Raw genomic sequence first — 23,569 nt, 5'->3', positions numbered from 1 at the left:
GGAGGTGTATTATGAATTTACTTATTAAAAACATAGCTTTGCTACCTATGGAAGGAGAACAAACTATTATAGAAAGTACTAACATTTATATTAAAGGAGACACAATAACTTACATAGGAGAAATCAATCCGGATATGAAAGTTGACAGGGTTATAGATGGTACAAAAAAAATCGCAATGCCAGGTCTTATAAATGCTCATACTCATTTGGGAATGTCTTTGCTTAGAAATTATGCTGATGATGTACCCTTATTTGATTGGCTAAATAAACATATCTGGCCCGTTGAATCTAGGCTTTCAGCAGAAGATATTTATTGGGGATCTTTGTTGAGTATGATAGAGATGATTTATTCTGGCTCTACTACTTTTTGTGATATGTATTTTTTTATGGAAGAAGTAGCTAAGGCAACAGAAGAAGTAGGAATAAGAGGAGTGTTGACAAGGGGTATTATAGAAGAGAGTGATGTTAAAGCAAATAAAGAAAAGTTAAGAGATACGAGAGAACTTTATAATACCTGGCATAACAAAGCAGAAGGAAGAATCAAAGTAATGGTGGGCCCACATGCACCTTATACTTGTAGCCCCTCCTATTTGAAAGAAATAGTAGAATTAGCTAAGGAGTTAAATACAGGAGTTAATATTCATGTGGCAGAAACAAGTCAAGAAGTAAAAGAGAGTTTCCAAAAGTATGGAAAATCTCCTGTGAAGCATTTAAAAGATATAGGAGTATTTGACGTTCCAACTGTAGCGGCTCATTGCGTTCATGTAAGCGATGAAGACATTGAAATATTAAAGGAAATGAAGGTATCACCAGTTTACAATCCTACCAGTAATGCCAAGTTAGCCAGCGGTTTTGCTCCTGTGAATCAAATGCTAAAAAAGGGAATAAACGTAGCTTTGGGAACAGATGGTCCAGCCAGTAACAATAACCTAAACATGTTTGAAGAGATTCATTTTGCTGCGACCATCAATAAAGCTTTAAATTGCGACGCCCTTGCTGTACCGGCTTTAGAAGCTTTAAAAATGGCGACTATAAATGGAGCTAAGGCTTTATTGTGGGATAAAGAGATAGGTTCCATCAAAGTAGGAAAAAAAGCGGATATAGTGATTATTGACATTGACAAACCCCATTTTTATCCACACAACAGTTTAATTTCTGCTTTAGCTTATACTGCTCAAGCATCAGATGTGGATACAGTAATAATAAATGGTAAAATAATAATGGAAAATAGGGAAATAAAAACCGTAGATGTGGAAAGAGTAATTTATAATGTAGAGAAAAGGGCAAAAGATTTGATACGAAGATAATTGATGCTTTTATCTACTGCGTAATCTTACAGACTAAAAATTTACGAGAATTTTTTGTAAGCTTAGGACAGTCCGCTTTTTGAACGCTGCGACAGGGATCATTTCTTTTTTAGAAAATTTTGGGTGAGGAAGATGACTGGAATTGATAATAATTTTATAGTGTTTTACCAAAAACAAAATCCTGTAACAGAGATACTTGATTTAACAAATAGTACAGAGGATGTCATTTGTGAAGTTGTAAAAATAGATGGGAAGAATTTGATGCTTAAAATGGGTTCTAAAATAATTTTTGCAACAAACAATTCTTCTTTTTCTTTTAAACAGGGCGACAAGGTTTTGCTAACTCAACCTAAATATCAAGATGGTAAAATAATTTTTAAAGTTGCCCATTTTTTTCTAAATAAAAATGCTGTTATAACAAACTTCAATACAAGAGATATTCTCCTTGACAAAAATCCCGTTAAATTATTATTATCGAAAACTAGAAGCAACAATCTAAACCTATCAACTAATATAGTTGAAGCAGAAAAGGAACAGTATGTGACATTTATAGAAGCAAAAAAAATTCCGCAACCTCTTTTGAAATTTGTAAAAGGAGTAGGAGTTTTTATAGGGACATTAGAAACAGACGGGGAAACTTTTCTTATAAAGGTTGGAGATACCTTTTTTGAAATAGATGGTGAGCTACTAGATTTGCCGCAAAAAGGAGAATTTGCAAGTAAGGACATCATGAGTCTCAAAAGCAATGATTTTTTGTTTATTTTCAACCAAGAAGAAGGACTTTTCATAATTCCCAAAGAGAGGATATTAAAGGAGGATTTCAACAGTTTCATATTAAATATCCTTTCGAACACCTCAATCCGACCAAAGGATGAAGAAGACGTTTTAGCAATTTTGAGCTTAATTCTTGCCAAAAAGCCTCTTACAAAAGAAGAGTTCTTCAAAGAAAAGGTACAGATTCATAAATTTATAGAAAAGCTGGCTGATTTTTATAAAGAAGAATTACAACCAACCAAAGAAGATGTATTTCTTTTATTTAAGGTTTTGCAGCAGAATAGAGTAACTAAGTCCAAAATTGCTCAGATATTAGATACTGTGAGGTTTAATGATAAGAGTCATATAAAATTTGACTTTGGTAGCTTTTATTTGAATACATTTAATCTCAAATTAGATGTAAATAATAACTCTTTTGAAATTCAATTTTTTGTGAATAGAAAAAAAGAATTAGATTTTAAAGCAAATTCAGTCATGATTAGACTTAACACTCAAAACTTAGGATGTATAGGTGTTTATGTAAAAAGAGTTTATTCAAACAAGTTCGAAGCTATTTTTATTTCAGATAGACTCTCTACACTGAAATTGGTAAACGACAAAGAAAAAATTTTAGTTGAGTCTTTAAAGGCTAAAGGGTATAGTTTAGAGCTTGATTACAGAATGGAAAAAACTTCGACGCGCAGTGCAATCATGAATTTTTTGATTCTTGAAACGGGACTTCAAAAGATTGATATAAGGGTGTGAAATAATGGGTGGTAAGAGACGAAAAAAAGCAGTAGCTCTCAAATATGACGTTCAAGATATTGCACCAAAGGTAATTGCAAAAGGACAAGGGTTTATAGCTGATAAAATTCTTGAAAAAGCGCAGCAACAAAAGCTTCCCATTTATAAAGATGAAGAAGTTGTAGAAAAATTGTATAATTTAGAAATACAACAATATATTCCAGAAGATTTATATAACATTGTAGCAGAAATTTTGATTTTTATTGGTTACTTAGATAAAATAGCCAAAAATGAAACGAATGGGTAATGAAGAATCAAAAGCGATCGATTTGAAAAATTGTCTAAAATAACAAACTTGACAGTTTATTTGCAATATTATATGATTTTCTCAGAACAACTTGTCAAACAACTTATCTTACAAAATGCTTAAAAATCGAGGGTGATAACGTTGCTAATGCAATCAGAAAGGGAACAAATAGTAGAGTATGGGAAAAAACTCATAACTTCTAATCTCACTAAAGGTACAGGAGGAAACTTAAGTATTTATAATCGAGAAAAAGGTTTGATGGCTATAACACCTTCTGGAATGGATTATTTTAAAATTCGGTCAGAGGATGTCGTAGTAATGGATTTAAATGGGAAAATAGTAGAGGGCGATAAACAGCCCTCTTCAGAATATGAGATGCACAAAATTTTTTATGCTAACAGGCAAGATATAAATGCAATTATACACACCCATCCAGTATATACTACTACTCTTGCATGTTTAAATTGGGAGCTTCCACCAGTTCACTATTTAGTAGCTTTAGCTGGACCAAATGTGAGATGTGCAAAATATGCGACTTTTGGTACTAAAGAATTAGCGGAAAACGCTTTTGAAGCAATGAAGGACAGAAAAGCTGTTTTATTAGCTAATCATGGATTACTAGTGGGAGCCGAAGACCTGCCAAATGCCTTTAATATAAGTGGGCAGATTGAATATGTTGCGGAGTTGTACTATAAAGCAAAGTCCATAGGAGAACCGGTAATTCTTTCTGAAGATGAGATGAAAGTGATGTTAGAAAAATTTAAAACTTATGGACAAGTTAAAAAATAATTTTAGGAAGGATAAATATAACGGAGTTTAGAAAAAGTAAAAAAGTCTGTTTCTTTAAGCCAAGAAGTAAAGAAAAAAATATTAGAGTACCTACAAAAAGAAAATTTTTACCGGATAATAAATCACCTTCAGAGAGTCAACTGACAAAAATGTTTAAGATTAGTATATATACTAGCGAAAGTAATGAGGATGATGAGGTGGAAAAATGAAAGACATTAAATCAATAGAGTTTAAAGATGAAATTTTATATTTAATTGACCAAAGGAAATTACCTAATAGTTATGAGATTTTTGAATGCAAAACTTATAGTGATGTAAATTTTTCTATAAAAGAAATGATAGTAAGAGGAGCTCCTGCTATTGGTGCTGCAGCAGCCTATGGTGTTGTGCTGGCAGCTAAAGAATTTCTCAAAGAAGATAGAGAAATATTTTTTAAAAAAATGGAGGAGGCCTTAGAAGTTCTTATAAATTCAAGACCTACAGCTGTAAATCTTATGTGGGCAGTAAAAAGGATGAAGAAAGTTATAGAGAAAAACAAGGAGTTAGAACTAATAGATATATATCAAGCTTTAAAAAAGGAAGCAGATAGTATTTATTTAGAAGATATAGAGACTAATAAAAAAATGGCTAAGTTTGGCAACGAAGTAATTAAAGAAAATGCTGTTATTTTAACACACTGCAATACAGGAGCGCTTGCCACTGTAGGATATGGTACAGCCTTAGGAGTCATTAGAGAGGCTCACTATAGTGGTAAGAATATATTTGTGTACGTTGATGAGACAAGGCCTCGATTGCAGGGGAGCAAACTAACGGCTTGGGAATTGGTGCAGGAAGGGATTCCTGCAAAATTAATTGCTGATAGTGTTGCTGCTACTTTAATAAGGGATGGAAAAATAGATGTGATATTAGTAGGAGCTGATAGAATTGCTTTAAATGGAGATACTGCTAACAAGATTGGGACTTTTATGTTATCTGTAATTGCAAAAGTATATAATGTTCCCTTTTATGTAGTAGCTCCCACTAGTACAATTGATTTTGAAATTGAGAGCGGAAAAGAAATAGTAATAGAAGAAAGAAGTCCTGAGGAAATTACTCATATAAACGGTGTTAGAATTGCTCCAGAGGGGATAGAAGTATACAATCCCGCTTTTGATGTGACTCCTCATGAAAACATTACAGGCATAATAACAGAAAAGGGAATAATAAGACCTCCTTTTAAAGAAAACATACTAAAACTAAGAAGTTAAAGTGTCAATTTTTAAAATACCTGGTTGATTGTTATTTATATATGTAAAGGAGGTCCATTTTAAATGGAAAAGGCGATTATTGGTGGTACTGGAGTTTACGAAATAGGACAAAAGGTGTCAAAAAAATTGATAGAGACAAAATATGGAGAAGTGGAAATTGATGTTGTGACTATTGAGGGGGAGGAAATTGTTTTTTTGCCCCGACACGGGAAAAGTCATGCAGTGCCACCTCATCTCGTAAATTATAGGGCAAATATTATGGCATTAAAACAAATGGGAGTAAAATATGTATATGCAACAGCTGCAGTTGGTTCTTTTAATGAAAATTATGAGCCAGGGGATGTTGTAGTACTTAAAGATTTTTTAGATTTCACTAAATCGAGGCCATTGACCTTTTTTGAAGGGGAAGATGGAGTGGTAAGACATGTAGATATGAGTGACCCTTATTGTAGCAATTTAAGAGCAAAATTTTACAATGCTGCTAAAAAAGAAGGCTTACTAATAAAAGGAGATGCAGTTTATGTATGCACTGAAGGTCCACGATTTGAAACTGCACAGGAGATAAGAATGTATAAAAATTTAGGTGCCGATGTAGTAGGGATGACTAATATTCCAGAAGTAATTTTAGCGAAAGAATTAGGAATGTGCTATGCTGCGGTGGGAATAGTTTCAAATTGGGCTACAGGAATGAAGGGCAGTATAACATTACATGAAATAAAGGATACTTTAGAATTAAGCAAAGAAAAGGTGATAAAAACATTTATAAGAGTTTTTTTAGAAGAAAAATTAGATCAAAGTCATTGTAGTTGTAATAGGGCAGTGATTGAATTATAGGAGGAGCGATTATGGAAGCGGATAAAAACTATCGGTTTGATACAAAGGCAATTCATGGGACTAGGTTTAATAGAAATCCTGAAAATGCTTTGAATCCTCCAATTTTCCAAACGACTACTTTTGTTTTTGATGACCTTGAACATGTTGAAAAGGTGATGTCTTTTGAGTCTCAAGACTATGTTTATACAAGAGGTAATAATCCTACTTTAAGATTATTTGAAAACAGATTAGCGGAGTTAGAATATGGCAAAGGGGCAGTAGCTTTTTCTTCAGGTATGGCTGCAATTTCCTCGGTTTTATTTTCTCTTTTAAAACCCAAAGATACTGTAATAGTTCATAAGACTCTGTATGGTTCAAGTTATAACGTGGTGACAAATATATTGACTAAATATGGAATAAATTATAAAATAGTGGACCTTACAGATATAAGCGAATTAGAAAAAAGTATAGATGACTCCACAAAAGTTGTGTATTTTGAGACTCCTTCTAATCCGAACCTGTCAATTATAGATATTGAAGAGGTTGCAAGGGTGTGCCATAAAAAAGGTATTAAAATTGTTGTTGATAACACTTTTGCTACCCCCTATTTTCAAAATCCTCTTCTTTTAGGAGCCGATGTAGTTGTTCATAGTGCTACTAAATATATAGGGGGTCACGGTGATGCACTTGGGGGAGTTGCAGTTTCCCAAGATGAAAAGTATATACATTACTTAAAATTTGATTATATGTGTGAATTTGGTGGGGTAATGAGCCCTTTCAATGCTTGGCTGATGTTGAGAGGCATAAAGACTTTAGGCATAAGAATGAGACAACATGAAAAAAATGCAATAGAAGTAGCAAATTTTTTACATTCGCATCCTAAAGTAAAAAACGTTATGTATCCTGGTCTTAAAAGTTTTAAAGGTTATGAAATAGCGAAAAAGCAAATGAGAGGATTCGGTGCGATGATAAGTTTTGAAATAGAAGGTGGTCTTAAAGAAATAGATAAATTTGTAAATAATTTAAGACTTTGTCAGTTGGCAGTGAGTTTAGGTGATACAGAAACTTTGATTGAGGTGCCTGCTTTGATGACACACAGGGGATATCCAAAAGAAAAGCTTGAGGAATTTGGATTCTCCCAAAATCTTGTGAGAATTTCAGTGGGCCTTGAAAATTATGAAGATATAATAGAAGATTTGGAAGAAGCTTTGAAAAAAGTTTAAAGAGGTGAGAAAATGCCTATTGTAAATGTTAGTTTACAGGTACTTCCTTTAGTGCCTGAAGAAAAGGTGTATCAAGTTGTAGATAAAGTCATAAAATATATAAAAAGCACGGGTGTTAATTTTATGGTGGGACCAATGGAGACTACAATGGAGGGAGAGTTTGAGCACCTTTTAGAGATAGTAAAAGAAGCTCAAGAAATCTGTGTAAAAGAAGGAGCCAATAGGGTTATCTCTATTGTGAAAATTGATTACAGGTCACAAGGAGTGACGATGGAAGAAAAAATTAAAAAGTATATTGACAAATAATTTAACGCGTTATATTATTAGAATAAAAGTAAGTGCTGATTGAAAACCAATGAGCGGGAAGAGTAGATATCAGCGTTTAGTTAAAGCGAGCTCGGGATGGTGGAAGCCGAGTACTGTAGCTGATATTGAATGGGCCCGGGAGGTGAGCTGCGAACTTTTAAGTAGCAGTCTCCGGTAGTCTACCGTTAAAAAGACAGGGTATCGAGGAATCTCCGTACCCGAAAGAGTGGTCCTGTGTTAAAAAGGTGGCACAAGCGAGCATTTCGCCCTTTTGGTGAAATGCTTTTTTTAGTAATACAGGACAAATTGGGTGGCACCGCGAGTCACTTCGCCCCAATGGGCGGAGTGACTTTTTTAATTTTCAGGAGGTGATAAAGTGGTAAACATTTCTAAAGAAGATTTTTGCGAACACAAAAAAAGAGGATATGTCTTCCCAGTCTATGCAGAAATAAACGGAGATGAACTGACACCAATAAACATTTTTTATAGTCTTAAAGGCAAAAACAAATTTTTACTGGAAAGTGCAAATGGAGGCACTAACTGGGGCAGGTACTCCTTTATAGGAAAAGACCCTTATTTATCAATTTTAAGTTATGGAAAAAGGATAAAACTTATAGGTGAAAGTGAAGAAGAAAAAGAAGGCTTAATTCTTGATGAAATAAGAGATATTATGAATTTTAAGTACAATTCCTTAGGGCTTGATATCCCGTTTGTAGGTGGGGCTATAGGTTATGCTTCCTATGATCTGATTAGACTTTATGAGAAGCTACCAGATAAAAACCCTGATGAAATAAATATACCGGACGTATACTTTATGTTTTATAAAAGTTTTATTTGCTATGACCATCTTAAACACAGAATCTATGTTGTTTATAATGTGTATCCTGAGGAAGACGTAGAATATGAAGAAGTTTTGCAAAAAATTAATGAACTTTTGCAAGAGGTAAAATCAAATGCTCCTCAATTTCATGACCTTCCATCACAACAAGAAAAGGAAATTTATTACAATTTTACAAAAGAAGAGTTTTGTAAAATTGTTAAAAAAGCAAAAGAATACATCGAAAAAGGAGACATATTTCAAGTAGTACTGTCACAAAGATTAAAAGCACGAGTTAATTCGCACCCTTTTGAGGTTTACAGAAGATTGAGGTCAAAAAATCCATCTCCATATCTATTTTATATCGACTTTGGTGATTTTCAGCTTCTTGGTTCTTCACCTGAAAGTCTTGTAAGTGTTTTTGGAGACAAAGTGACTACAAATCCAATAGCGGGCACAAGGCGAAGAGGAAAAGATGTAGAAGAAGATTTAAGACTTAAAGATGAACTTTTAAAGGATGAAAAGGAAAGGGCAGAGCATGTGATGTTAGTTGACCTTGGAAGAAACGATATAGGAAAAGTCAGTGAATTTGGAAGTGTAAAAATAGAGCGTTTTATGGAAGTAGATTTTTACTCTCATGTAATGCACATTGTATCAACTGTTTCAGGTAAGTTAAGAGAAGGACTTACGGCTTTTGATGCTCTTATAGCTTGTCTTCCTGCAGGTACAGTTTCTGGGGCACCAAAAATAAGGGCGATGGAAATAATAGACGAACTTGAAAATGTGAGGAGGTCTTTTTACGCAGGAGCTGTTGGATATTTTTCCTACAATGGCAATATGGATATGTGCATAGCAATAAGGACTATTCTCTTCAAGGAAGGTTATGCTTACCTTCAAGCGGGAGCAGGTATTGTATATGATTCAATTCCTGAGATGGAATATTACGAAACTTTAAATAAGGCAATGGCTCTTAAGGAGGTTCTTTGATGATTCTGATTATAGATAATTACGATTCCTTTACTTATAATCTTTATCAATATGTGGGAGAAATGAACAACAAAATATTTGTAATAAGAAATGATGAAGTGTCTGTTAAAGACATTGAAAAACTGAATCCCGAAAAAATTATATTATCCCCTGGACCGGGAAGGCCTGAAAATGCAGGCATATGCGTTGATGTCATTAAAAGTTTAGGGGACAAAATTCCGATATTAGGAATATGCCTTGGTCACCAAGCGATTGGATATGCATATGGTGCAAAAATTGTAAAAGCAAATAAGATAATGCATGGCAAAACTTCTCTCGTGTTTCACAAAGGAGAAGAGATATTTAAAGATATTAAAAATCCTATAGTGGCAATGAGATATCACTCTCTTGTTATAGATAGACAAACCCTTCCAAGAGATTTAGAAATTACAGCCTATACAGAGGAAGGAGTGATTATGGGAGTAAGGCATAAAATGTACCCTGTATATGGCTTACAGTTTCATCCAGAGTCTATTTTGACAGAGCAGGGGAAAGAAATTTTGAGAAATTTTTTGGAGGTGGGATGCCATGTTACAAGAAGCTATTAAAAAAATTGTTTCAAAAGAAAGTCTTGAAGAAAAAGAAGCTTATGCTGTTATGAATGAAATTATGAGTGGGAACGCAACTCCTTCTTTAATAGGGGGTATATTAATAGGACTCCGATTAAAGGGGGAAAGTGTAGAAGAAATAACAGGCTTTGCAAAGGCGATGAGAGACAACGCCATAAAAGTAGAGCTTGCTTCGGACTACGTGATAGATACTTGTGGTACAGGTGGCGATGGTGGGAAGACATTCAATATTTCAACAGCGGTTGCTATAATTGCTTCAGCTGCAGGAGTAAAAGTTGCAAAACACGGCAATAGAGCTGTTTCCAGTAAAAGTGGAAGTGCAGATGTTTTGATGGAATTGGGATTTGACATTGAAATGGTGCCAGAAAAAACAAAAAGATTAATTGAAGAAAAAGGAATGGGATTTTTGTTCGCACCTAAATACCACGTTGCAATGAAAAACGTAGCAGGCATTAGAAAAGAGTTAGGCACAAGAACGGTATTTAATGTTTTAGGACCATTGACAAATCCCGCATTTGTAAAAGGACAGGTAGTAGGAGTTTACGATAAAGAATTAACTCATCCAATCGCTGAAGTACTTTTAAGATTGGGAATTGAAAAGGCTATGGTGGTCCACGGCTTTGATGGCCTTGATGAAATAACTACTACTTCTCCTACTTTTGTCAGTGAAGTAAAAGAAGGCAAAGTCATTGATTATGTGATAGACCCAGAGGATTACGGTATTCCTTATGCAAATCTTGAAGATTTAGAAGGCAAAGATGCAAAAGAGAATGCTCAAATAATTTTGAACATTTTAAAAGGGGGTAAGGGCCCAAAAAGAGATATAGTCGTTTTAAATGCAGCAGCAGCCTTATATATAGGAAAAGTTGTGGAAGATTTAAAAGAAGGAATAAAAGTGGCAAATTATCTAATAGATACGGGTTTAGCTCTTGATAAGCTTACAGAGATTTTGGAGTACCAAAGGAGGCTTAGTTGATGGTATTAGATGAGATTGTGAGACATAAAAAAAAGGAGGTGGAAGAGAAAAAAAGAATAAAGCCAGTGGAGGAACTAATTAACGAAATTAAAGGAGGCTATTCTGGCAATTTCAAGAAAGCACTTCAAAAAGAGGGTATATCAATTATTGGAGAGATAAAAAAAGCCTCTCCCTCTAAAGGAATTATAAAAGATGAGTTTGATCCAGTAAAAATTGCAAAAGTGTATGAGAAAGTTGATATTGACGCTATTTCCGTTTTGACAGAGAAGGAATTTTTTAAAGGGGATGACAACTATATCAGGGAAGTAAAAAAAGTCACTTCAAAACCTATTTTGAGAAAAGATTTTATCGTGGATGAATACCAAATATATGAATCAAAAATTTTAGGAGCCGACGCAGTACTTCTCATTGTTTCCGTATTAGGTGACAAATTAAGAGATTTTTATAATTTATCTAAAAGTGTAGGTTTAGATGCGCTTGCCGAAGTTCACGATAGACAGCAGCTTGCAATAGCATTAGAAGCTGAATGTGACATAATAGGTATAAATAACAGAGACCTCAAAACTTTTAATGTAGATATAAACACAACAAAAAGTTTGATTAAATATATACCTCAAAGTACAATAATTGTTTCCGAAAGTGGAATAAAAATACCTGAAGATGTAAGGTATTTAGCTTCATTGGGAGTAGATGCCGTATTAATTGGCGAGACTTTTATGAAAATTATAGATGATATTGACAAAATCACTGATTTTGTGAGGGAGGCAAAAGGAGGAGGATAAATTGGTAAAAGTAAAAATTTGCGGATTGAGAAGAAAAGAGGATATTGAATATGCCAATGAGCTAAAACCTGATTATGTAGGATTTGTCTTTGCAAAAAGCAAAAGACAAGTAGAGGTAGAACAGGCTTTATACCTGATAAGCTTTCTTGATAAAGAGATAAAAACAGTGGGAGTTTTTGTAAATGAACCAGTGGAAAATGTATTAAAGATAGCTCAAACACTAAATCTCGATGTTTTACAGTTTCACGGCGATGAAACACAGGATTATGTAGATAATTTTAAAAATTTCACAGTATGGAAGGCAATACGCATAAAAGACAAAGAAGATTTGGAAAAAACAAAAGAATTTAGAGTAAATAGTTTTGTATTTGATACTTTGACAAAAAACGAATACGGTGGTACAGGAAAAACATTTAATTGGGAAGTTTTAAAAGGATTTGAATTGAATGTTCCAATAATTTTGGCAGGAGGGCTAAATGAAAACAATGTAGAGGAAGCTATAAGAATAGTAAGTCCCTATGGTGTTGACGTCTCCAGTGGCGTTGAGACAGAAGGTTATAAAGATTTTAAAAAAATGAAATCATTTATTGAAAAAGTGAGGGGTATTCGATGAGTGGAAGATTTGGACGTTTTGGAGGCCAGTATGTGCCAGAGACAGTTATGAATGCGCTTATAGAATTAGAGAGGGAATTTGAAAAAGCTAAACAGGATAAAGATTTCATGGAAGAATATAGGTATTATTTGAGGGAATATTCAGGAAGGCCTACACCTTTGTATTATGCTGAGAATCTTACTAAAAAGCTGGGTGGGGCAAAGATTTATCTAAAGAGGGAAGACCTAAACCACACAGGAGCCCATAAAATTAACAACGTATTGGGACAGATTTTATTGGCAAAACGGATGAAAAAAAGGAGAGTTATAGCTGAGACAGGGGCAGGACAGCATGGAGTGGCAACTGCTACAGCTGCTGCAATGTTTGGAATGGAATGCGAAATATTCATGGGAGAAGAGGATATAAAGAGGCAATCTTTAAATGTCTTTAGAATGAAACTTTTAGGTGCAAAAGTAACACCGGTAAAATCAGGGACGGGTACCTTAAAAGATGCAGTAAATGAAGCGATAAGAGATTGGGTGACAAATGTAGATAGTACTTTTTACGTGATAGGTTCTGTTGTTGGTCCTCATCCTTATCCTACTATGGTGAGAGATTTTCAAAGAGTAATAGGGGATGAGGCAAGAGAACAAATACTTCAAAAAGAAGGAAGACTTCCTGATTATGTGATTGCTTGTGTTGGCGGAGGCAGTAATGCCATGGGAATTTTCTATCCCTTTATTGAAGATAAAGAGGTAAAATTGATAGGTGTAGAAGCAGCAGGAGAAGGGATTGAGACAGGGAAACACGCAGCTACAATGGCGAAAGGTTCTGTAGGAGTATTACACGGCATGATGACTTATCTTTTACAGGATGAAGAGGGGAGAATAATGCCGGTATATTCTATATCTGCAGGACTGGATTACCCAGGTGTAGGTCCAGAACATGCCTTTTTAAAAGAAAGTAATAGAGCTCAATATGTGTATGCGACAGACGAAGAAGCATTGACGGCTTTTATGGATTTATCTCAAACAGAAGGGATAATACCAGCTTTGGAAAGTGCTCACGCTTTGGCATATGCTATGAAACTAGCTCCAAATTTAAGGAAAGACAATATTATCATTGTAAATTTGTCAGGCAGAGGAGATAAAGACGTAAATACAGTTGCGAAAGTATTGGGGGTGGAGTTATGAATAGGATTGACAAAAAATTTGAAGATTTAAAAAAAGAAGGACGTAAAGCCTTAATAACCTTTATAACAGCGGGAGACCCAGATATTGAGACCACTTATGATATAGTTTTGGCTTTAGAAGAAGGAGGAGCAGATATAATAGAACTGGGAATACCTTATTCTGACCCCTTAGCTGATGGTCCTACAATACAGGCATCCTCTCAAAGAGCTTTAAATAAAGGTGTAAAAATACCTGATATAATGAGAATAGTAGAAAAAATAAGGTTAAAAAGTGATATCCCGCTGGTTTACCTTGTATACTATAACTCTATATTCAAATATGGGATGCAAAAGTTTTTGGAAGAGTCGAAAAAAGCAGGAGTAGATGGACTTATCATTCCAGATTTGCCTCTTGAAGAAAGAAAAGATATTTTAAAAGAAGCAGATAAGTACAGTATTTATTTGATACCTTTAGTTGCGCCCACATCAAAAGAAAGAATAAAGTTAATTACTGAAAATGGCAAAGGATTTGTATATTGCGTTTCAATTACAGGTGTGACAGGTGCGAGGGAAAACATTGAAACTGATATTGAAGAATATATGAAGACTGTCTCTCAGTACACTGATATGCCAAAGGCGATAGGGTTTGGCATATCTACTCCGGAGATGGCGAAAAAATTAAAAGATTTCAGTGATGGGATTATTGTAGGAAGCGCCATTGTAGAAAGAATTGCTAAAGGGTATAATAAATCTGAAATGCTTAAAGAAGTTAAGAGTTTTGTATCCAGCTTAAAAGAAGTTTTATGAAGGTGATGAAAATGGACCTTAAAATAATTGGCAACAAAAATAATAAAACATTGATAAGAATAGGAGATATAATTGTTGGAAAAGATAAACTAATAATAGCAGGACCCTGCGCTGTTGAGAATGAAGAAATGCTAGTAAAAACAGCAGAAAAAGTTAAAAGCTGTGGCGCAAATGCTTTAAGAGGAGGAGCTTATAAACCCCGCACCTCTCCTTATTCTTTTCAAGGTTTAGGGATAGATGGACTTAAAATGCTCAAGAATGTAGGCAATATGTTTAATTTGCCTGTTGTAACTGAAGTTTTGGATGTGAGGGATGTTGAAATTGTTGAAAGATATGCGGATGTTATTCAAATAGGTTCAAGAAATATGCAGAATTTTTCGCTTCTCAAAGAAGTAGGAAAAACCAAAAAGCCTGTTTTGTTAAAAAGGGGATTTTCAGCCACATATGAGGAGTGGCTTTATGCAGCGGAATATATTGCAATTGAAGGAAACACCAACATCATTATGTGTGAAAGAGGTATAAGGACTTTTGAAACTTATACGCGAAATACTTTAGATATAGCCGCTATTCCAGTAATTCATGAGCTTTCAAATTTGCCTATTATTGCAGATGTAAGCCATGGTACAGGAAAGAGAAACTTAATTATACCAATGACGAAGGCTGCAATAGCTGCTGGCGCAGACGGAATAATGGTAGAAATCCACCCTGAGCCCGATAAAGCTTTATCTGATGGAGAACAGTCCCTTGATTTTTCCCAATTTGAAGAATTGATGAGAGGGATAAAGAGCTATTGAAATTTTTCAAGAGAATAGATATAATTTGGATAAAGAATAATGATTATCTAAAGAAAATAATTTTAGAAAGGTCAACTTTTATCATTGACTCTGAAGGAATTGTTAGGAAAATATTTAGAAGGGTAAAAGTAGATGGACACGTTGAAGAGGTATTAAAAGCGCTAGATGAAATAGAAAAAAGTTTAGGGAAAGCCCTAAACTTTTTTTCTTATATCTTGTCAAGAGCTTGTTTAAAGTCTTTTATAATATCCTCTATCTCCTCTATTCCAACAGAAACTCTTATAAGCCCTTCTGAAATTCCTAACGCGTTTAATTCTTCCTTGCTGAGAGACCTATGGGACGTGGATTTTGGATGAGTTATCATGGTTTGTACTCCTGCCAGTGAAGGAGCAAATTTAACAAGTTTAAGTCCTTGCATAAACTTATCTACTTCAGGTTCTCCACCTTCTATTTCAAAACTTAACATACCTCCAAACTCATCTTTAAACAGCTTCTTTGAAACACTGTAGTCGGGATGAGAAGGAAGTCCAGGATAATATACTTTTTTGACTTTGGAATGACTTTCTAAGAATTTAGCCAATTCCATTGCATTTTTACAGTGTTCTCTCATTCTTAAGAATAGAGTTTTTGCTCCTCTTAAAGTCAGCCATGCATCAAAGGGGCTCATTGAACCGCCAAAGTTTTGCGTAATTCTTTTTGTACGTGAGATAAATTCTTTATTGCCTGCTATAAGTCCGGCAATGACATCGCTGTGGCCGTTAATGTATTTTGTTGCACTGTGTATTACAGCATAGGCTCCTAATTCAATTGGTTTTATCAAATAAGGGGTTGTAAAAGTATTGTCAACAAACAATTTTATATTGTGCTTTTTTGCGATATTTGCAACTTCTATTACGTCAAAAACTCTTATTAGAGGATTTGTCATGATTTCCATGTATATCACTTTAGTGTTTGGTTTTATAGCTTTTTCAACAGCTTCTAAATCGGAGAAATCCACTAAAGTTACATCAATATTAAGTCTTTTAAATTCTGCATTAAAAAGACTGTTTGTACCACCGTAAATATCTTTTGCGGCGATTATGTGGTCTCCTGAATTTACTTCTGCCAACAAAGCTGAAGAAATTGCCGCCATTCCGGATGAACAAGACTGTCCTGCTTCTGCACCTTCTAAACTGGCAATTAATTCTTCTACTGCTGTTTGATTAGGGTTTCCAAGTCTTGTGTACATATACCTTGAAGGATTACCACCAAGATAATCGTAAACTTCTTCCAGCGTATCAAAAGTGAAAACAGAAGTTTGATAGATAGGAAGAGTTTTTGGCATTGGAGGAATTTCTTTATTTATGTAGTTTCCAGTATGTACTACTTTTGTTTTAAAACTTAAATCCATTTTATCAACTCCCACAATTTGTACTTTAAATTAATGATAATATGTACAAAACTAAAAGTCAACGACACTTCACTTGAAGTACATTTTGAGGTAAACTATTATTATACAAAATTGCTTGCATATTTTTTCTAATGAATAAATAAACGTTTATAAAGGCTTTATTTTACAGTAATAAAGAAAACAATATTGGAAAAATTAAATGTGGGGAGGAAAAAGTCTTGAATAAAGACGAATATAAAAACAATAATGATATTATGTTAACTGCAATAAAAAAGCAGTTGGACCAAATGTCAGAGATGATTGAGAAGATGAAAATTGCTGATTACGTCGAGCTTATGCAAAGTCCTTATAGGCTTTTGTGGCTAAACTTTATAGGCGGGGTAGCAAGAGGTTTTGGAATAGCAGTAGGCTTTACAATACTTGGTGCGATAGTTCTTTATATACTTCAAAAATTGGTGGTATTAAATTTACCTCTAATTGGCAGTATCATAGCTGACATAGTTAAGATTGTAAATCAAAAGTTATATTAGATAGGAGTTGGTCTAATGGATAGCGAAAAGCTGGAACACTTTAGACAATTACTACTAAAAGAAAAGGAAAAGGCCTTAAGCACTATAAATCAAATGAATTACAATGATGGCGTTGGCGGAATTGCACAGAGAGAGTATTATCAAGAACTTTCTCTTTTGGATAATCATCCGGCAGATTTTGCTTCTGAAGTTTATGAAGTAGAGAAAAACTATGCTCTTAAAGACAACGAAAAACATATTTTAGGCCAAATAGAAGAGGCTTTTAAGAGGATGGAAATGGGTACTTACGGGATATGTACTCACTGCCATAAGCCAATTGAAGAAGAACGATTAGAAGCCCTTCCTTATACTGCTCTTTGTGTAGAGTGTGCTAAAAATAATGATTTAGAACTTAAAGATTTAAAAAATTCAAGGCCTAATGAAGAAAGAATGATAAAATACCCCTTTGGATGGGGGTATAAGGATTTAAAAGGTGAAATTCAATTTGATGCAGAAGATTCTTACCAAGAGGTTGCACGGTTTAATAAGACAAAAAGTGGTTTGGACAATTATGACGATGTCTATGACGATGAAAATGCTGGCTATGTAGAGGAAACTGACAAGATAAGCAATGAAGATTATAAAAGGACTTTGTAAATCTCCGGGAAACTGGAGATTTTTTATTCACCTATAATTTTGACCAACACTCTTTTTTTCCTTTTTCCGTCAAATTCACCGTAAAAGATTTGTTCCCATGGGCCAAAATCTAATTTTCCATCTGTTATAGCTACTACAACTTCTCGACCCATTATTGTACGCTTTAAATGAGCGTCTGCATTGTCTTCATAAGTATTATGATAATATTGGTCATAGGGCTTTTCGGGAGCTAATTTTTCTAAGAAATTTTCAAAGTCTTTATGCAAGCCTGGTTCATCGTCATTAATAAAAACACTTGAGGTAATGTGCATTGCATTACATAAAAGAAGCCCTTCCTTGATTCCGCTTTCCCTAACGCATTCCTCTATAAGAGGTGTAATGTTTATAAATTCTCTTCTCTTTTTTGTTTCAAACCACAACTCTTTTCTATAGCTTTTCACGATGATACCTCCCACATTGATTATTTTTAATTATATTTTACCACAAATAAATTGTTTGCAAGAGTAATTATACTCTGGTATATTAATTTTAAGAGGAAGAGGTGTTGTAAAAAAGCCACAAAAAATTGACATTTGAGGGTCATATTAAGGTCGTATTAGAGAAGAAAATAAAAAATTAGGGAGTGTGTATAATGTCAAAAAAACTTTATCGTTCAAGAACACAAAGAATGATAGGAGGCGTATGTGGAGGAATAGCAGAGTATTTTAATATAGACCCAACAATTATAAGACTCATTTGGGCATTTCTAATAATATTTTGTGGAACTGGACTTTTAGCTTATTTAATTGCATGGATAATTATACCAGAAGAACCGTAAAATTAACGTTAAGATAAGTTTATTAGTTTTAAATTTCTGAATGGTAGCAATTTAGGAATAATAAAACTCCTCCCAACAACTTCGAATTTTTTGAGAGGGTTAGTTTGCCTGCAAACATTGATTTTTCAATAATGGCAGGGGAGACAGGACTTGAACCCGCAGCCCACGGTTTTGGAGACCGTTGCTCTACCAATTGAGCTACTCCCCTGCGCGCTTTTTATTATAACATAGGAAACAAACCCTCGTCAATAATTTATGTCCTTTTTTTGTTGAATTATTCATAAGAAAGTTTTCTGATTTTCTGAGATTTAGTATAATTATTAAAGAGAAATATTGTTGTATAGTTTAATATTAGTCTTTAGAAAGTTCAGAGGTGATATATATAATGCTTAAAAAGTTATCTTTAATACTATTAGTTTTTGTAGCCTTTTCTATATTGATTCCTATTTCGGCACAAGCGGCAAATATAACAATTGCAATTAATGGACAAAATGTAGTTTTTGAACAAAAGCCTGTTATAAAAAACGGCACAACTTTAGTTCCTATGCGGGCATTTTTTGAAACATTAGGTGCTAAGGTAAACTGGGAAGAGAAGACTAAAACGGTTACAGCCTTTCGCGGCGAAACGACTGTACAATTTATAATTGGCCACAAAATTGCAAAAGTTAATGGAAAAAGTTATGAATTAGTAGTGGCGCCGCAAATTATAAACGGCTATACCTATGTGCCTTTAAGATTTGTTGGTGAAACCCTTGGAGATGAAGTAATATACGATAATGGGCACATAATAATCAATTCTTCCAACCAAAGAACAAGGGTAAGTTCAATAACTGCACCAAAAAATGCAATTGACGAAGCTAAGACCTTTTCATCTTCTCATATAACCAGTAAAAAAGATTTGTATCTTTTAATTAAAAATGCTCTTGAAAACAATGAAGATGAGATAACTTTTACACTTAGCAATTCTTTCTACAATTCTGTAAGAAGTAGTGGTACAGTTAATGATATATTAAACAGTATATCGGATATTGTAGATCTGGTATTGGCACATCATCCTGAAATTGGCTATGCCAATAAGTGGACTATTTCTGCAAATAGTTTTAACAATGTCATAAGTAAAGTAAGTATAAAATTTGAATATATATATCCTAAAGATAAATTGGAAAAAATGAAAGATGAAGTATATATTAAAGCTAAAGAAATTATTAGCCAAATAATAAAACCGGATATGTCTGATATAGATAAAGTCAAAGCAATTCACGACTACATTGTAAAGAATACTAAATATGATTATGAAAATTTGATAAATAACACTATACCACCAGAATCTTATACTGCTTATGGAGTTTTGATAAAAGGAGTAGGGGTGTGCCAAGGATATGCTGCAGCTTTTAATTTACTTGCTCAATTAGCTGGGATTGATAGCCTTGGAGTAGCTGGTACAGGTTTTAATTATAATGGGTCTATGCCTCATGCTTGGAATATGATAAGAATTGACGGCAAAATCAGTTACGTAGATGTTACATGGGATGACCCTGTTCCAGACCAAGGTGATGATGTTAGGTATGATTATTTCAATGTAACAGAGGAGCAGTTAGCAAAAGACCATAGCTGGGATAAAGAAAAATTTTTGGAAAAATATTTTGATTATAAGTAGTATATTACCTCTTTATGTAGGTGAAAAAATGTTAGTAAGAAATTTAATATGGTTCTGTTACTATTCCTAGAACTGCTCCTGTGATAATTGAATTAGAAGATAGTTCTTGCAAAGATTCGGGGTGTCCCACTACGACGACGCCGTAGTATTTTATCCCGTTTTTCTTTAAGAAATTCACTGTCCTTTTTAGATTGGTTGAAGAATAACTTTGTACATTGCTAAGTCGTTCCAGTTCTTTTAAAAATTCTTTTTCGCCATTAGAGCTATTAACATATGGGTTTCCAACCAATCTTTCTGCAAGATAGCTTCTTTGCTTATAATCTTTTTCTTCGTAAACTAAAACGGCACCCCACATTAGCTTTAAATCCTCAGGTATAATAGTTTTAATTTCGCTAAAAGTTAAAGGCCTGTCAAAAGATAAAGCCATTTCAACAACATTATTGTTATGTATATTTTTTAGTACATCAAACTCTCTTATAACTTTTTCGTATTTTACTGCTGGATTGTAAAATTTTAATTTTGGCACGGCATAAGGAGCAAGGTATTCTTTTGTACCTTCTGGTATGACTGTGGAGATTTCGGAATAGGGGATTATGTGGTCAGTTTCGATAACACAAAAAGATTTGTCTCCTTTAAATTGCTCTCCTCCCCAGATATCAAAATCAACTGTGACTATTCCGGCAGGATAAGGCTTATTTCCTATTAACCTTAAAAGATAATATTCTTTTTGCCGCCCGAATAGCCTGACATTATAACTTTCTCCTGAAATTGCGAAGGTATTAGGTTCTGTAAATTTAACAATATCCGGATAAAAGCTGTCTATGCGGTTTTCTTGATTCTGCAGCATCATTTCGGGAATTATGGTGGTTAATACAAAAACACCTATGGCGATAATTAAAGAAATTATTATTATACGAAGTATGCTTTTAAAACGAGCTTTGCACAAAAAAGTTTTTTCGTCAAAAGATATATCGGTTATTGGCTTATTTAAATCTGATCCCATTTAACTTTTCTCCTCCTCTTTTAAATATTCTTTTAATTTTTTTCTGAGTCTCCATACCATTGTCTTTACTGTATTAGAATTGGTTTTCAAGTAAGAGGAAATTTCTTCATTTGACATTTCTAATATGAATTTAAGGTAAAAGAGCTTTTGCTCATTGAGAGTAAGCCTATTAACTGCTTTTTTTATCACTTCTTTATTTTCAATCTGTTGAAACTCTGAAAAGGTACTTTGAGGAAAGACATCTATAATAGAAACTATCACATCTTTTTTGGTTTTGCGCAGATAATCAGTGTATTTGTTTCGCGCCGCAGTCAAAACATAAGCTTTTAGCTTTCCTTCTTGAATGCCGTCTAAATTCAAGTATGTGGAAAGCAGAGCTTCTTGGGCAATGTCTTCAGCGTCAGCCTGTGGTACACCCAATTTAAGTAAATAATAGAATGCAGCTTTGTACAAATCCTGCCACATTAACCCCTCCTCCTTATGACTTTTCATTAATAAAGACGTTTGGGGGATGAAAAAGTAAACAAATTAACAATATGCAAAAATTCGTTGTTATTTCGATTATAACTCAAAAGAGCTTGTTCTAAAGCTTTTTTTAAAAAGGCAGGAAGGATTTCATACTTTTATAGAGAATATAAATCTCTTATCGGCATTTTTTAAAAACTGGCATACCAATTTTAGGTTAGCTTTGTAATTCTGGATTAATTTTTTGACCCTACAAAAGAAATATCCGATGACTTTATAAAAGAAGTCCTTAAGGTAGCTGCTACAACGCCTATGGATGGTTTTAGTGAAGAAAAGATGAAAGAGTTTTTAGGGATAGATGTATATACTTCAATTTCTTACTTCTCTTTATGGAGGATATTTTGCAGCAGGAATTGGCATTTTAATGCTGGCAACGTTGGGAATAGCAGGTATTACTGACATACACACGGCAAATGGTATAAAAAATGTTCTTTCACTTTTTATAAATATCACCTCCGGTTTAGTTTTACTTTTTAGTGGAAAAGTAGAATGGCCTTTTGCTATTATTCTCATGATAGGATTTGCTTTAGGAGGATATTTGGGAGCTAAGATATCGCAAAAGTTTGATAGCAAAAAAGTAAAAAGCTTTGTAATTTTATGGGGAATTATATTGGCAATAGTGTTTTGGATTAGAGGAGTATAGGATTATGGAGGAGCAAGGTAATTTCTTCTTGCAAAAAACATTTTGATTTGCTACTTCTTTCTAATAAAAGTTTTGTGATAGGGATATATAGGGTGGACAATTAATTACTTGTTGAAAGGAGGAAAATATGTTAAAAGGGTTTAAAGAATTCATTATGCGTGGAAATGTTTTGGATTTAGCAGTAGCTGTAATAATAGGTGCAGCTTTTAACAAAGTAGTAAATTCATTAGTTGTGGATGTTTTAACTCCACTGATTGGAGCAATATTTGGAGCTCCTGATTTTTCTGCCCTTAAATTAGGACCAATAGCCATAGGTAATTTCCTTAATGCTGTTGTTAACTTTATTATCGTATCTGCAGCCATATATTTTTTCATAGTAGCTCCTATGAATGCTATTAGACAGCGAAAAGCAAAAGAAAAAGAACAAACACCACCTGAACCATCAGAGGAAGTAAAACTTTTAAGAGAAATATTAGAGGTATTAAAGGAAAAGTAAGGTAATATTGATTAATATAAATTTGTCGTCGACCTAAGATAATGTAAAAAATGTTGAGGATCGACGACAAATTATTTTTTCAATTTTAGAAAATAGTACTTCGTCTAATTTTGCTATTTCTTCATCAAGGTAATCAATATGTCTAAGCTGTATTTCCAGAAGCATTCTTTGGTGATGATTGATCAAGCCTTTTAAAGCGCGTTTTAGTTCATCCATTTTATTTTTTAGCTTGCCTTGAGAAAGCTCAGCCAGGGTTTCGGGATTTTCTTCACCATTTATAATAGCCTCAAGTATAGAACGACTGGATGCCCCGTTGATATCAGAGACTACCGAAGACAGTTTGATATTAGCTCCTTCTAAAACCTTTTGTATGCGATTAAGTTCTCTTGATTTTTCTTCAATGAGGCTTTTTCTATAGCGGACAAGTTCGCGAAGCTCTCTTTGTTCTCTGTCTGGGACAAAGCTGCCTTGCAAGAGGCCATGTTGCAAAAGACTTGCTATCCACTCAGCATCTTTTACATCAGTTTTTCTGCCGGGAACATTTTTAATATGCTTAGCATTGACGAGTAGAATTTTAATATCCTCAAGCTCCAGCAGGTTGTAGATAGGTTTCCAGTAAGAACCGGTACTTTCCATAGCAACAACATTACAACCTTTGCTTTTAATAAATTCTTTTAATGCAATAAGGTCATCGGTCATAGTTGAAAAAGTGCGGATTTCTTTACCTTCCGCTGTTATTATACAAGATACGACGCTCTTTTTATGGACATCTAATCCGCAAACGTGAGAATAAACTAAATCCATAAAAGAACCAGCTCCTTTTTTAAAATTTGAACGATAGCGACTGTAA

The 23,569-nt window shown here is 34.0% G+C and carries 24 protein-coding genes, 1 tRNA gene, 4 pseudogenes and 1 other annotated feature; of the genes and pseudogenes, 23 read left to right on the top strand and 6 right to left on the bottom strand.

The window, feature by feature from the left end; all coding sequences use genetic code 11:
* The first annotated feature begins 11 nt into the window (after positions 1-11).
* The 17 genes and pseudogenes from TMATH_RS07160 to TMATH_RS12210 form a co-directional block, all read left to right on the top strand.
* On the top strand, positions 12-1,307 hold the full coding sequence (locus TMATH_RS07160) for an amidohydrolase (protein ID WP_013150445.1): 1,296 nt from the start codon (positions 12-14) through the stop codon (positions 1,305-1,307).
* A 132-nt stretch (positions 1,308-1,439) separates the two neighbouring features.
* The gene (locus tag TMATH_RS07155; RefSeq protein WP_013150444.1) at positions 1,440-2,825 is read left to right on the top strand and encodes a hypothetical protein; all 1,386 of its coding nucleotides are present in this window, start codon (positions 1,440-1,442) and stop codon (positions 2,823-2,825) included.
* A gap of 4 nt (positions 2,826-2,829) precedes the next feature.
* Positions 2,830-3,111 (top strand): EscU/YscU/HrcU family type III secretion system export apparatus switch protein, encoded by a 282-nt coding sequence (locus tag TMATH_RS07150; protein WP_013150443.1) that lies wholly within the window; start codon positions 2,830-2,832, stop codon positions 3,109-3,111.
* A 141-nt stretch (positions 3,112-3,252) separates the two neighbouring features.
* On the top strand, positions 3,253-3,900 hold the full coding sequence (locus TMATH_RS07145; protein WP_013150442.1) for an L-fuculose-phosphate aldolase: 648 nt from the start codon (positions 3,253-3,255) through the stop codon (positions 3,898-3,900).
* Between the two features lie 205 nt (positions 3,901-4,105).
* Positions 4,106-5,146 (top strand): S-methyl-5-thioribose-1-phosphate isomerase, encoded by a 1,041-nt coding sequence (mtnA, locus tag TMATH_RS07140; protein ID WP_013150441.1) that lies wholly within the window; start codon positions 4,106-4,108, stop codon positions 5,144-5,146.
* A gap of 63 nt (positions 5,147-5,209) precedes the next feature.
* Entirely contained in the window at positions 5,210-5,980 is a 771-nt protein-coding gene (locus tag TMATH_RS07135; protein WP_012995425.1) for an S-methyl-5'-thioinosine phosphorylase, read from the top strand.
* Positions 5,981-5,991: 11 nt separating this feature from the next.
* Entirely contained in the window at positions 5,992-7,182 is a 1,191-nt protein-coding gene (locus TMATH_RS07130; protein WP_012995424.1) for a trans-sulfuration enzyme family protein, read from the top strand.
* Positions 7,183-7,194: 12 nt separating this feature from the next.
* Positions 7,195-7,488 carry a thiamine-binding protein gene (locus tag TMATH_RS07125; RefSeq protein WP_012995423.1) on the top strand — a complete coding sequence of 98 codons (294 nt, stop codon included), beginning with the start codon at positions 7,195-7,197 and terminating at the stop codon, positions 7,486-7,488.
* Positions 7,489-7,528: 40 nt separating this feature from the next.
* Positions 7,529-7,827: a binding site (T-box leader), on the top strand.
* 37 nt (positions 7,828-7,864) lie between these two features.
* Complete coding sequence (gene trpE / locus TMATH_RS07120; protein ID WP_013150440.1) at positions 7,865-9,292, top strand: anthranilate synthase component I; 1,428 nt, start codon at positions 7,865-7,867, stop codon at positions 9,290-9,292.
* Positions 9,292-9,879, top strand: coding sequence for an anthranilate synthase component II (locus TMATH_RS07115; RefSeq protein ID WP_013150439.1), 588 nt, complete (start codon positions 9,292-9,294; stop codon positions 9,877-9,879). Before trpE ends, TMATH_RS07115 begins: the two co-directional genes overlap by 1 nt.
* Positions 9,860-10,876 (top strand): anthranilate phosphoribosyltransferase, encoded by a 1,017-nt coding sequence (trpD, locus tag TMATH_RS07110; RefSeq protein ID WP_013150438.1) that lies wholly within the window; start codon positions 9,860-9,862, stop codon positions 10,874-10,876. Before TMATH_RS07115 ends, trpD begins: the two co-directional genes overlap by 20 nt.
* Positions 10,876-11,658, top strand: coding sequence for an indole-3-glycerol phosphate synthase TrpC (trpC, locus tag TMATH_RS07105; RefSeq protein WP_013150437.1), 783 nt, complete (start codon positions 10,876-10,878; stop codon positions 11,656-11,658). Before trpD ends, trpC begins: the two co-directional genes overlap by 1 nt.
* A 1-nt stretch (position 11,659) precedes the next feature.
* Positions 11,660-12,271, top strand: coding sequence for a phosphoribosylanthranilate isomerase (locus TMATH_RS07100; RefSeq protein WP_013150436.1), 612 nt, complete (start codon positions 11,660-11,662; stop codon positions 12,269-12,271).
* Positions 12,268-13,443 (top strand): tryptophan synthase subunit beta, encoded by a 1,176-nt coding sequence (trpB, locus tag TMATH_RS07095; RefSeq protein ID WP_013150435.1) that lies wholly within the window; start codon positions 12,268-12,270, stop codon positions 13,441-13,443. Before TMATH_RS07100 ends, trpB begins: the two co-directional genes overlap by 4 nt.
* Positions 13,440-14,228, top strand: coding sequence for a tryptophan synthase subunit alpha (trpA, locus tag TMATH_RS07090; protein ID WP_013150434.1), 789 nt, complete (start codon positions 13,440-13,442; stop codon positions 14,226-14,228). The genes trpB and trpA overlap by 4 nt, the downstream gene beginning before the upstream one ends.
* Positions 14,229-14,239: 11 nt before the next feature.
* The gene (aroF, locus tag TMATH_RS07085; RefSeq protein ID WP_083768302.1) at positions 14,240-15,022 is read left to right on the top strand and encodes a 3-deoxy-7-phosphoheptulonate synthase; all 783 of its coding nucleotides are present in this window, start codon (positions 14,240-14,242) and stop codon (positions 15,020-15,022) included.
* Positions 15,023-15,072: 50 nt separating this feature from the next.
* A pseudogene (locus tag TMATH_RS12210) lies at positions 15,073-15,195 on the top strand (peroxiredoxin); the annotation flags it as partial.
* A 35-nt stretch (positions 15,196-15,230) separates the two neighbouring features.
* Here the strand turns inward: TMATH_RS12210 and TMATH_RS07080 are convergent.
* Positions 15,231-16,412: a trans-sulfuration enzyme family protein gene (locus TMATH_RS07080; protein WP_013150432.1), complete on the bottom strand. Its 1,182-nt coding sequence runs from the start codon at positions 16,410-16,412 to the stop codon at positions 15,231-15,233.
* Between the two features lie 218 nt (positions 16,413-16,630).
* Between TMATH_RS07080 and TMATH_RS07075 the strand changes: the two genes are divergently transcribed.
* Both TMATH_RS07075 and TMATH_RS07070 read left to right on the top strand, forming a co-directional pair.
* Positions 16,631-16,942: a DUF5665 domain-containing protein gene (locus TMATH_RS07075; protein ID WP_012995414.1), complete on the top strand. Its 312-nt coding sequence runs from the start codon at positions 16,631-16,633 to the stop codon at positions 16,940-16,942.
* Between the two features lie 15 nt (positions 16,943-16,957).
* The gene (locus TMATH_RS07070) at positions 16,958-17,578 is read left to right on the top strand and encodes a TraR/DksA C4-type zinc finger protein (RefSeq protein WP_013150431.1); all 621 of its coding nucleotides are present in this window, start codon (positions 16,958-16,960) and stop codon (positions 17,576-17,578) included.
* 23 nt (positions 17,579-17,601) lie between these two features.
* Here TMATH_RS07070 and TMATH_RS07065 read toward each other — a convergent pair whose 3' ends face one another.
* Positions 17,602-18,018: a secondary thiamine-phosphate synthase enzyme YjbQ gene (locus TMATH_RS07065; RefSeq protein ID WP_003869608.1), complete on the bottom strand. Its 417-nt coding sequence runs from the start codon at positions 18,016-18,018 to the stop codon at positions 17,602-17,604.
* A gap of 191 nt (positions 18,019-18,209) precedes the next feature.
* Here TMATH_RS07065 and TMATH_RS07060 point away from each other — a divergent pair.
* Positions 18,210-18,392 (top strand): annotated as a pseudogene (locus TMATH_RS07060) (PspC domain-containing protein); the annotation flags it as partial.
* 135 nt (positions 18,393-18,527) lie between these two features.
* Here TMATH_RS07060 and TMATH_RS07055 read toward each other — a convergent pair.
* Positions 18,528-18,603: transfer RNA gene (locus TMATH_RS07055), tRNA-Trp, on the bottom strand.
* A 177-nt stretch (positions 18,604-18,780) separates the two neighbouring features.
* Between TMATH_RS07055 and TMATH_RS07050 the strand changes: the two genes are divergently transcribed.
* On the top strand, positions 18,781-20,052 hold the full coding sequence (locus tag TMATH_RS07050) for a stalk domain-containing protein (protein WP_013150429.1): 1,272 nt from the start codon (positions 18,781-18,783) through the stop codon (positions 20,050-20,052).
* Positions 20,053-20,095: 43 nt separating this feature from the next.
* Here TMATH_RS07050 and TMATH_RS07045 read toward each other — a convergent pair whose 3' ends face one another.
* Together TMATH_RS07045 and TMATH_RS07040 are read right to left on the bottom strand one after the other, a co-directional pair.
* Positions 20,096-21,055, bottom strand: coding sequence for a sigma factor regulator N-terminal domain-containing protein (locus TMATH_RS07045; RefSeq protein WP_013150428.1), 960 nt, complete (start codon positions 21,053-21,055; stop codon positions 20,096-20,098).
* On the bottom strand, positions 21,056-21,520 hold the full coding sequence (locus TMATH_RS07040) for an RNA polymerase sigma factor (protein ID WP_013150427.1): 465 nt from the start codon (positions 21,518-21,520) through the stop codon (positions 21,056-21,058). It lies immediately after the preceding gene.
* 358 nt (positions 21,521-21,878) lie between these two features.
* Here TMATH_RS07040 and TMATH_RS07035 point away from each other — a divergent pair.
* Positions 21,879-22,223, top strand: a pseudogene (locus tag TMATH_RS07035) (sulfite exporter TauE/SafE family protein); the annotation flags it as partial.
* Positions 22,224-22,350: 127 nt separating this feature from the next.
* On the top strand, positions 22,351-22,719 hold the full coding sequence (gene mscL, locus TMATH_RS07030) for a large conductance mechanosensitive channel protein MscL (protein ID WP_003869602.1): 369 nt from the start codon (positions 22,351-22,353) through the stop codon (positions 22,717-22,719).
* Positions 22,720-22,800: 81 nt separating this feature from the next.
* Here the strand turns inward: mscL and TMATH_RS07025 are convergent.
* Positions 22,801-23,523, bottom strand: a pseudogene (locus TMATH_RS07025) (IS110 family RNA-guided transposase); the annotation flags it as partial.
* Positions 23,524-23,569: the final 46 nt, after the last annotated feature.

It is taken from the genome of Thermoanaerobacter mathranii subsp. mathranii str. A3, assembly GCF_000092965.1.
Lineage (GTDB): Bacteria > Bacillota > Thermoanaerobacteria > Thermoanaerobacterales > Thermoanaerobacteraceae > Thermoanaerobacter > Thermoanaerobacter thermocopriae.
The sequence above is the reverse complement of the archived record's forward strand: the minus strand, read 5'-3'. Positions and strand labels throughout refer to the sequence as shown.